This window comes from Gammaproteobacteria bacterium, from assembly GCA_028817255.1.
In the GTDB taxonomy this organism is placed as follows: Bacteria; Pseudomonadota; Gammaproteobacteria; order Porifericomitales; family Porifericomitaceae; genus Porifericomes; species Porifericomes azotivorans.
This window is the reverse complement of record JAPPQA010000154.1, coordinates 1-8,485: the sequence shown is the minus strand read 5'-3', so window position 1 is coordinate 8,485 and position 8,485 is coordinate 1. Positions and strand designations below refer to the sequence as shown.

The following is an 8,485-nucleotide window of genomic DNA, read 5'->3' as shown; positions in this document are numbered from 1 at the left end:
CGTATGGCATCGGCGACGTGCGCCTGGCGCGGGGCCTGCCGGGGCTGTTGACGCTGTACGGCAAGAGTGGCCTGGCCTCGGGCGTTAGCAGTTACGGCGGCGGGCTGCGCTTCGAGGCGGAGCGCTTCTCGCTGGACGCCGGTTTGCGGCGCGAGAGCGGCCCCGTTTCCGATTACCAATTCCTGCTCGACAGCGGCCTGCGCTTCTGAGTGCCGGCATTCCCCCCGGCCCGCTTGCCTTGCCGGGGTATGTACTAGGGACCCTGGTCGTTACCTGCTAGGTTGTGCAAAAATCCCAAAAATCCAGAACCGTGCGAAAAACCACCTAATGGCATGGCACACTCCGTCATTCCCGCTTTCTCCTTCCGTCATTCCGGCGAAAGCCGGAATCCCTCTTGCTCTTGCGCCCTCGGTATCGCGAAGGAGCGCGAAGCGCGCGCATTATTCACTGGATTCCGGCCTGCGCCGGAATGACAAATGGGGGGCGCAGGAATGGCGGGGTGGGGGCGCGGGAAAGATCGGGATGGGCTTTATTCCCGCGCGGCAGGCTGTGCAAAAGCCGTCTCCGCCTCTTTTTTCCGCCATTCCCGCAGAAGCGGGAATCCAGCATCCGGGTATTTGAGGGCGAGGCGCCAAGAGTCCGCACAGATGGCGGCAACGGCGGGATAGACGGATAGACATGCAGGAGACCGTGCGGGATATGGACAGGCGCTGGAACGTGGCGGTGGCGGGCGCGACCGGCATCGTGGGAGAAGCCATGCTGGCTATCCTGGCGGAGCGGGATTTTCCGCTGGCCGATCTGCATGTACTGGCCAGCCGCCGTTCCGCCGGGCGCCGGATGGACTTCCAGGGGCGCCAGTTGCGCGTCGAGGCCCTGGCCGACTTCGATTTTGCCGGCGTGGAGATCGCGTTCTTTTCCGCCGGCGCGGCGGTCTCGGCCGAACATGCGCCGCGGGCGGCGGCGGCGGGTTGCGTGGTGGTGGATAATACGTCCTGCTTTCGCTACCAGGCGGACGTGCCGCTGGTGGTCCCCGAGGTGAACCCGGAGGCCGCCGCCGGCTGGCAGGCGCGGCGCATCGTGGCCAACCCCAACTGTTCCACCATCCAGATGGCGGTGGTGCTGAAGCCGATCTTCGATGCCGCCGGCATTGAGCGGGTCAATGTCTGCACTTACCAGGCGGTCTCCGGCTCCGGGCGCCGCGGGGTCGAGGAGTGGCGGCGGCAGGCCCGCGCCTTGCGCGAGGGCGAGCGGCCGCGGGGTGCGGTCTATCCGAAGATCATCGCGGACAATGTGTTGCCGCACATCGATCTCTTTCAGGACAACGGCTATACCCGCGAAGAGATGAAGATGGTGTGGGAGACGCGGAAGATCTTCGGGGACGGAGAGTTGCGCGTCAATCCGACGGCGGTGCGGGTGCCCGTGCATTACGGTCATTCCGAGGCGCTGCATCTGGAGACCCGGCGCGCGCTCGGCGTGCCGGAGTTGCGGGAATTGCTGCGGCAGGCGCCGGGAGTGCGATTATTGGATGAGCCCGGCGAAGGCGAGTATCCTACCGCCCTGACCGATGCGGCGGGCCGGGACGCGGTGTATGTGGGCCGCGTGCGGGCGGATATTTCTCACCCCCGGGGCATTGACCTTTGGGTAGTGGCGGATAATGTGCGCAAGGGCGCCGCCTTGAATGCGGTGCAGATCGCCGAACTTCTGATAACAAAATACTTGCAATATAAGTTATAACAGTTCATAATATAAGGAATGGAACGCGCAATTACAGATGGCGCCCGTATCGGGTCGCGGGCTTTCCCGGGCGCGCTTCGCGCCTGGATGGCGGCTGCGCCGCGGGGCGCGGGCCGGCAGGGCGCCGGTCTCTTCCGGCGCTGCCTGCCGCTCCTGCTGTTATTGGCCCCCGCGACTTCTTATGGCTTGGGTCTGGGGGGGATCGAAGTCCTGTCCAGCTTGAACGAGCCGTTCTCGGCCCGTATCGAGATCGTGGCCTCCGAGAGCGAACGCGAAGGGCTTGCCGTGAAGCTGGCCGACGAGGAGGCTTTCCGGCGGGCCGGGATTGCCCGCATCTTTCCGGTGACGGCCCTGCGCTTCGAATTGGAATACCCTGAGGAGGGCGGGGAGGGGCTGGCCTACATTCTGGTCGCCACCGAGCAGGCTTTGCGCGAACCCGGCCTGAACTTCATCGTGGAGGCCGAGTCCGGGGACGGGCGCCTGTTGCGCGAATACACGGTACTGCTCGACCCGCCGTACTATGAGCAGGCGCAGGCGCCCCCCGCTGCCGAAAGGCGCCCCGTGCCGCCGCCTCCGATCCGTCCCCCGGTGGTCTCTCGCCCTTCCGCGCCGCCGACCGCGCCCTCCGCCGTAGCCGTCCGCCCCGCCGCCCGGCCCTCGGGGGCGCTTCCGGTGCAGGCCCGCCCTGGAGAGGATTACCTGGTCCGGCGCGGCGATACCTTGTGGGCTATCGCCATCGCCATGCGCCCGGATCGCTCGATCAGCATCCAGCAGATGATGCTGGCCTTGTTGCGCACCAATCTGCGGGGCTTTTTCCTGGGAGGCAATATCAACGCTTTGCGCGAGGGCGCGGTGTTGCGTATGCCGTCCCAGGAGGAATTGAGTTTTTTAGACGGGAGGCAGGCGATCGCCCAGGTCGCCCAGCACAACCAGCTCTGGGGGGATTACAAGCGGGGCCGCGGCCCTGTTGCGTCCCCCGTTCCGCCTGTCCCCGCGGCGCCGCCCAGGGAGCAGGCGCCCGCGCAACCTCCCGGGGAGGCTGTGCCCCCGCCGGAGGCCGCGCCTCCTGAGGCGCCGCCCCCGGGGGAGAGTATGGCCGGGGAATCGCCCGGCGCCGGGCAACCCGCCCCGCCTGCCGAGCCGCCGCCGCAACCGGAACTGCGAGTGGTGTCCGCGGGCCCCGATGGCGGCGCCGGGGAGGGGGGAGACGACGCGGCGGCCACGCAACAGCAACTTTCCCTGGCGCAAGAGGGGCTTGCTTCCAAGGTGCAGGAACTTGAGGAAGTGGGTCGGCGCCTGGAGCAGACCGAAGAGATCGTCAGTGACCTGCGGCGCATGATCAATCTCAGGGATAACGAGTTGAACGCCATGCAGCAGCGCATGATCGCGGCGGAGAAGAAGGCGCAGGAAGCGGAGCAGGCGCTTGCCGAATCGGCGCCGCCTGTCGCCGTCGTGCCGCCGGCGGCAGAGCCGCCGCCGGTGGAGCCGCCGCCAGTAGAGCCGCCGCCGGTGGAGCCGCCGCCGGTGGAGCCGCCGCCAGTAGAGCCGCCGCTGACGGATCCGCCGCCGGTGGAGGATTCCAGCTCCGAGGGCGCCGGGTTTCTGGATAACTTGATGGGCCGTGCGAGCGCCATGGCCGGGCCCGTGAAGGCGATGGCGGCGCAGTATGCGATCCCGGCGGGCGGCGGCCTGGCTGTACTGGTGATTGCCGGGGTGGGTCTGCTGTTGTATCGCCGGCGCAAGGCCGCCTCGGACGAGGAGATCCTGGACGAGGAATGGATGGAAGATAGCGAGGTAACGCAGGTTGCTTCCGGGGCCGATGCCGAAGTCGAGGGCGAGGCCGACACCGAGGCCGATTTCGACAGCATCGAGGAAACCGGGACGCCGGCGGCGGAGATCGCCGACGAAGAGCAGGGTCTGGAAAGTACGGAGATCGAGGAGTTGCCGCTGGACGAGGCGGCTAGTCTGGATTTCGAGGTGTCCGACGACGATGAGGCGGAGATCGGCGCGCGTCTTGCCGAGGTCAACGTGCTGCTCGCCTACAGCGAGTACGACAAGGCGGCGGAGTTTATCCATTCCGCGCTTGCCGAGGACCCGGAAAATCTCAATTACCATCTCAAGCTGTTGGAGATATACGGCGCGCAGAACGATCCTGCCGCCTTCGAGAAGGCGGCGGGCGCTCTGCACGAGAAGACCGGGGGCGAGGGAGAACAGTGGGAGGCCGCCGTCAATATGTGGCAGGAGATGGGGGTTGGCCGCGCGTTGTTCGAGGCGTCTTCGGAAGGGGAGGTCCCTGCCGTCGAGGCCACTTCGGCAAACATTGCCGCCACCCAGCGTCTGCCCAGGGAGGAGGCGGAAAAGGCTCTTGCCGAGGTGGCGGCGGGCGGGGATGCCGCGGCGGTGGACGATACCCAGGCCGAGGAGACGGGGGAACTTATGGAGGCCCTGGATTTCGACCTGGATCAGTCCGCGGGCGAACAAGGCGACACGGAGGATGCCACCGAGTTGCTTGTCGGGGGCGAGGAGCCGTCGCCGGAGGACGCGCTGGATCGGACGTCCGCGCTCGAGCCGGGGGAGATCCAGATTCCCGGCGAGGAATCGCCGCCACCGCAGGAGGCCGTAGCGGGCGAAGCTGCCGATGAGGAGTTGTCCCTGGACGATGTGGGCGAACTCGATCTCGCGGTGCCGGGCGGCGGCGAGGGCGGCGAGGAGCTGTCCCTGGACGAGGGCGGCGGCGTGGAGTTGGCGGCGGCAGGCGAAGCGGGCGGCGGCGAGGGCGGCGAGGAATTGTCCCTGGATGCGGCGGGCGGCGACGAAGGCGGCGAGGAGTTGTCCCTGGACGAAGCGGGCGACGGTTTGGATTTGACGCCTGCGGGCGGCAACGAGGCCGCCATGCCCCCCGGGAAGACGCTGGACGAAATTGCCCGCAATGGAGTCCAGAGCGAGGATTCCGCCGCGGGCGGGGAAGCTGCCCCCGAGGCGGAGGCCGCCGCCGATGCCGGCGCCGGCGATGACTCTATCGAGTTGGCCCTTGAGCTGGAAGAAGGACCCGATGCGGCCGCGGCGCCCGAGACCACGGAGACGGGTCCCACCACCTCGGTGTCCGATACTCCCGCCAGCAAGCTGGACCTGGCCCGCGCCTATATCGAACTCGGCGACATGGATAATGCGAAATCCGCTTTGGACGAGGTCATAGCCGAGGGCGACGAGGCGCAACGCAAGGAGGCGCAGCAATTGCTTTCCCAGGCCCCGCAATAGCATTCCTTTTCTCCTTGCGGCTGCAGGGGTTACGGCTGGAGGAGTTCGAACCATGCACCCGGCTGTGCGCATTGCGAATGTGCTCGTGCTCGCCATGTTTCTCGCCGCCGGCAATTGGGCGATACTGACGGGCGTTGCGCTGTTGCTTGCGATGGTGCGGTCGCGGGCGGTCGGGCGGCTGTGGAGTTGGCAGCCCTTATGGCGCACGCGCTGGCTGTTTTTGGCTATCTTGTTGGCTCACCTGTGGATGTATGCGCCGTCGTCGGCGCCGCAGGGCTCCTGGCGCCCGGCACTGGATGCCGCCCTGCGGAATTGCCTGGGCTTGGCGCTGCTGGCGCTTGCGGTTGACACCCTGCGTCAGGCCAGTTCCCGTGAGGAACTGCTTGCGGGGCTGTTGTGGTGGTTGCGGCCGTTGCGCCGGGCGGGAGTTCCGGGGGAGCGGTTGGCGGCGCGGTTGTGGTTGACCCTGGAGTGTCTTCCGGAGGAACAGCAGCGGCTTTCCCGTTTGCTGGCCGGGCGCCGGGTCCCGGCCCCCCGGCCGCGGGCCGGCCCCCCGGCCGCTGCCGGTGCGCGCCTTCTGGAGGAGGCGATGGGCGTCCTGATGCAGCGTTGCGCCCCCTCCTCGCAAGAGCTGCCGCGGCGTTTGCGCCTGCCGCCGGACCCGGGCCGGCCGCGGCCCTGGGAATGGCTTGGCGTCCTGTCGCTGTTCGCCCTGTTGGCTGCCCTGGGGCACTGGGCGTGAGAATCGCACTGGCACTGGAGTACTGCGGGGTGCGGTTCCGCGGCTGGCAACGCCAGCGCGGGGAACGCACCGTCCAAGCCTGCCTGGAGGATGCCTTGTCTTCCGTGGCGGGGCGCAGTATCTGCGTACAGTGCGCGGGCCGTACCGATACCGGCGTGCACGCGAGCTACCAGGTGGCGCATTTCGACGGAGAGGGCTGCGCGGGCCGTCCCTTGCGCGCCTGGACGCTGGGCTCGAATACCCTTTTGCCAGCGGATATCGCCGTGCTGTGGGCGCGTCCGGCGCCGGCGGAGTTCCATGCCCGCTATGCGGCCCAGAGGCGCTGTTACCGCTACTTGATCCTGAATCGCCCGGCGCGTCCGGGGCTGCGCGCCGCTATGGTGGCCTGGGAGCCCCGGGAACTGGCCGTGGCGGCCATGGGCGAGGCAGCTGCCCACCTGGTGGGCGAATATGATTTCACATCGTATCGGGGCGGCGGCTGCCAGGCAAAGAATCCCCGCCGCACGATCTATCGCCTGCAAGTGTGGAAACGGGGCGATTTGGTTATCCTGGAGGTGGAGGCGAATGCCTTTCTCCAGCGTATGGTGCGCAATATTGCCGGGGTGTTGATCATGGTCGGGCTGGGCCGGCGCAAGCCGGCATGGGCGCGGGAAGTGCTGTATGCCAGGGACCGTTCCCGGGGCGGCTTCACCGCCTCGCCCGCCGGTTTGTACCTGGCGGACGTGCGCTATCCCGCCGAGTACGACCTGCCCCGGCCGCTATGCTATCCGGGGGGGGCGCCGCCTTGAACGGGGCCGCGGGCGGCATGTGGATTAAATTTTGCGGGCTCGCCCGCCCGGAGGATGCGCGGCATGCCGCCCGGCTGGGGGTGGATGCCGTGGGCCTGGTGTTCTACCCGCCGAGCCCGCGGGCGGTGGCGCTGCCCCTGGCTCGCGAGATCGTCGCCGAGTTGCCTGACTCCGTGACCCGTGTCGGCCTGTTCGTGCATCCCCGGCCCGCGCAGGTGGAGGAAGTGCTGGCCGCTCTGCCCCTGGACCTGTTGCAGTTCCATGGCCGGGAGACGCCGGAGGCATGCCGGCGCTACGGCTTGCCCTACCTGAAGGCCGTGCACTGCGCGCCGGGCGCGGATCTCGAGCGGGCGGCCACTACTTTTTCGGATGCCTTTGGCATACTATTGGATAGCTTTCGGCCCGGGGCCTGGGGGGGCACGGGACAGGCCTTCGATTGGTCCCGGATCCCGCGTTTGCGCGGGGCGCGGATCGTCCTGGCGGGCGGATTGCGGCCGGATAATGTCGCCCAGGCGATCCGGCAGGTGTCCCCCGATGGAGTAGATGTCAGTAGCGGCATCGAATCCGCTCCCGGGGTCAAGAGTTCGGAGCGGATGTCGGCCTTTGTCGAGGAGGTGCGCGGTGCGGAGCATGAAGTCGGTTTCTCCTGAGCCTTCCGGGGCGTTGCCGGACGCGCGCGGCCGCTTCGGGCCCTACGGGGGGCGCTACGTCGCGGAGACCCTGGTGGCGCCTCTCGAAGAGTTGGAACTGGCTTGGCGGCACTACCTGTCGGAAGACGATTTTCAGCGGGAATGGCGGCAGGAGTTGTCGGCTTACGTGGGCCGGCCCTCGCCGCTGTATTGCGCCCGTCGTTGGAGCCGGGAGTTGGGCGGCGGGCGCATCTATCTCAAGCGCGAAGACCTGAACCACACCGGCGCCCACAAGATCAATAATACCCTGGGCCAGTCGTTGCTGGCCCGGCGCATGGGCAAGAAGCGTCTGATCGCCGAGACTGGCGCCGGGCAGCATGGCGTGGCTACCGCCACCGTCGCCGCTCGTTTCGGGATGGAATGCACGGTGTATATGGGTACCGAGGATATGCGCCGCCAGTCCAGCAATGTCTATCGCATGCGGCTGCTGGGCGCCGAGGTGGCGCCGGTGCGCTCGGGTTCCCGCACCCTCAAGGATGCCCTCAATGAGGCGATGCGGGACTGGGTGCGTAACGTGGACGATACGTTTTATATCATCGGCACGGCCGCCGGGCCGCATCCTTACCCGGCTATGGTGCGCGACTTCCAGTCGGTGATCGGCCAGGAGGCGAGGCGGCAATTCCTGGAGCAGGTCGGGCGCCTGCCGGATGCGTTGGTCGCCTGCGTCGGCGGGGGCTCCAATGCGATCGGGTTGTTTCATCCCTTTCTCGAGGACGCGCAGGTGGCGATGTATGGCGTCGAGGCCGGGGGCATGGGGTTGGCCACTGGCCGCCACGCCGCCTCGCTCAATGCCGGCCGCCCGGGGGTGTTGCACGGCAACCGCACCTACCTGATCGAGGACCCGCATGGCCAAATCCTTGCGACCCATTCGATTTCGGCGGGGCTGGACTATCCCGGCGTGGGCCCCGAGCATGCCTGGCTTAAGGACACGGGCCGCGTGCATTACGTGACGGTCACCGACGAGCAGGCGTTGGCCGCCTTTCACGAGCTTACCCGGGTCGAGGGCATTCTCCCCGCGCTGGAATCCAGCCATGCCCTGGCCTATGCGGCGCAGTGGGCCCGGGATGCAGGCGGCGATGCGGCGGCCGTCGTCTGCCTTTCCGGTCGGGGCGACAAGGATATCGAGATCGTCGCGGCTCAGGGCGGGGGCATCCTGGAACCCGTGGCATGACGCGCCGGCTCCGCAGTGCCGCTATCGGCATCCGCCCCGTCCATAGCAATGGCAATGAACCGCATTGAGAACTGTTTTCGGGGGCTTCGCGCCCGCAACCGCC

General features: G+C 67.8%; 7 protein-coding genes. All 7 read left to right on the top strand.

The window, feature by feature from the left end:
- Positions 1-209: hypothetical protein (locus OXU43_06600; protein MDD9824822.1), on the top strand; the 209-nt coding region annotated here is incomplete at its 5' end.
- 490 nt (positions 210-699) lie between these two features.
- Complete coding sequence (locus tag OXU43_06595) at positions 700-1,734, top strand: aspartate-semialdehyde dehydrogenase (GenBank protein ID MDD9824821.1); 1,035 nt, start codon at positions 700-702, stop codon at positions 1,732-1,734.
- Between the two features lie 87 nt (positions 1,735-1,821).
- Positions 1,822-4,992: a hypothetical protein gene (locus OXU43_06590; GenBank protein MDD9824820.1), complete on the top strand. Its 3,171-nt coding sequence runs from the start codon at positions 1,822-1,824 to the stop codon at positions 4,990-4,992.
- Positions 4,993-5,044: 52 nt separating this feature from the next.
- Complete coding sequence (locus tag OXU43_06585) at positions 5,045-5,734, top strand: hypothetical protein (GenBank protein ID MDD9824819.1); 690 nt, start codon at positions 5,045-5,047, stop codon at positions 5,732-5,734.
- Positions 5,731-6,522: a tRNA pseudouridine(38-40) synthase TruA gene (gene truA, locus OXU43_06580; GenBank protein ID MDD9824818.1), complete on the top strand. Its 792-nt coding sequence runs from the start codon at positions 5,731-5,733 to the stop codon at positions 6,520-6,522. The genes OXU43_06585 and truA overlap by 4 nt, the downstream gene beginning before the upstream one ends.
- 17 nt (positions 6,523-6,539) lie before the next feature.
- Complete coding sequence (locus OXU43_06575) at positions 6,540-7,172, top strand: phosphoribosylanthranilate isomerase (GenBank protein MDD9824817.1); 633 nt, start codon at positions 6,540-6,542, stop codon at positions 7,170-7,172.
- Positions 7,153-8,382 (top strand): tryptophan synthase subunit beta, encoded by a 1,230-nt coding sequence (trpB, locus tag OXU43_06570; protein MDD9824816.1) that lies wholly within the window; start codon positions 7,153-7,155, stop codon positions 8,380-8,382. Before OXU43_06575 ends, trpB begins: the two co-directional genes overlap by 20 nt.
- The last annotated feature ends 103 nt before the right edge of the window (positions 8,383-8,485 follow it).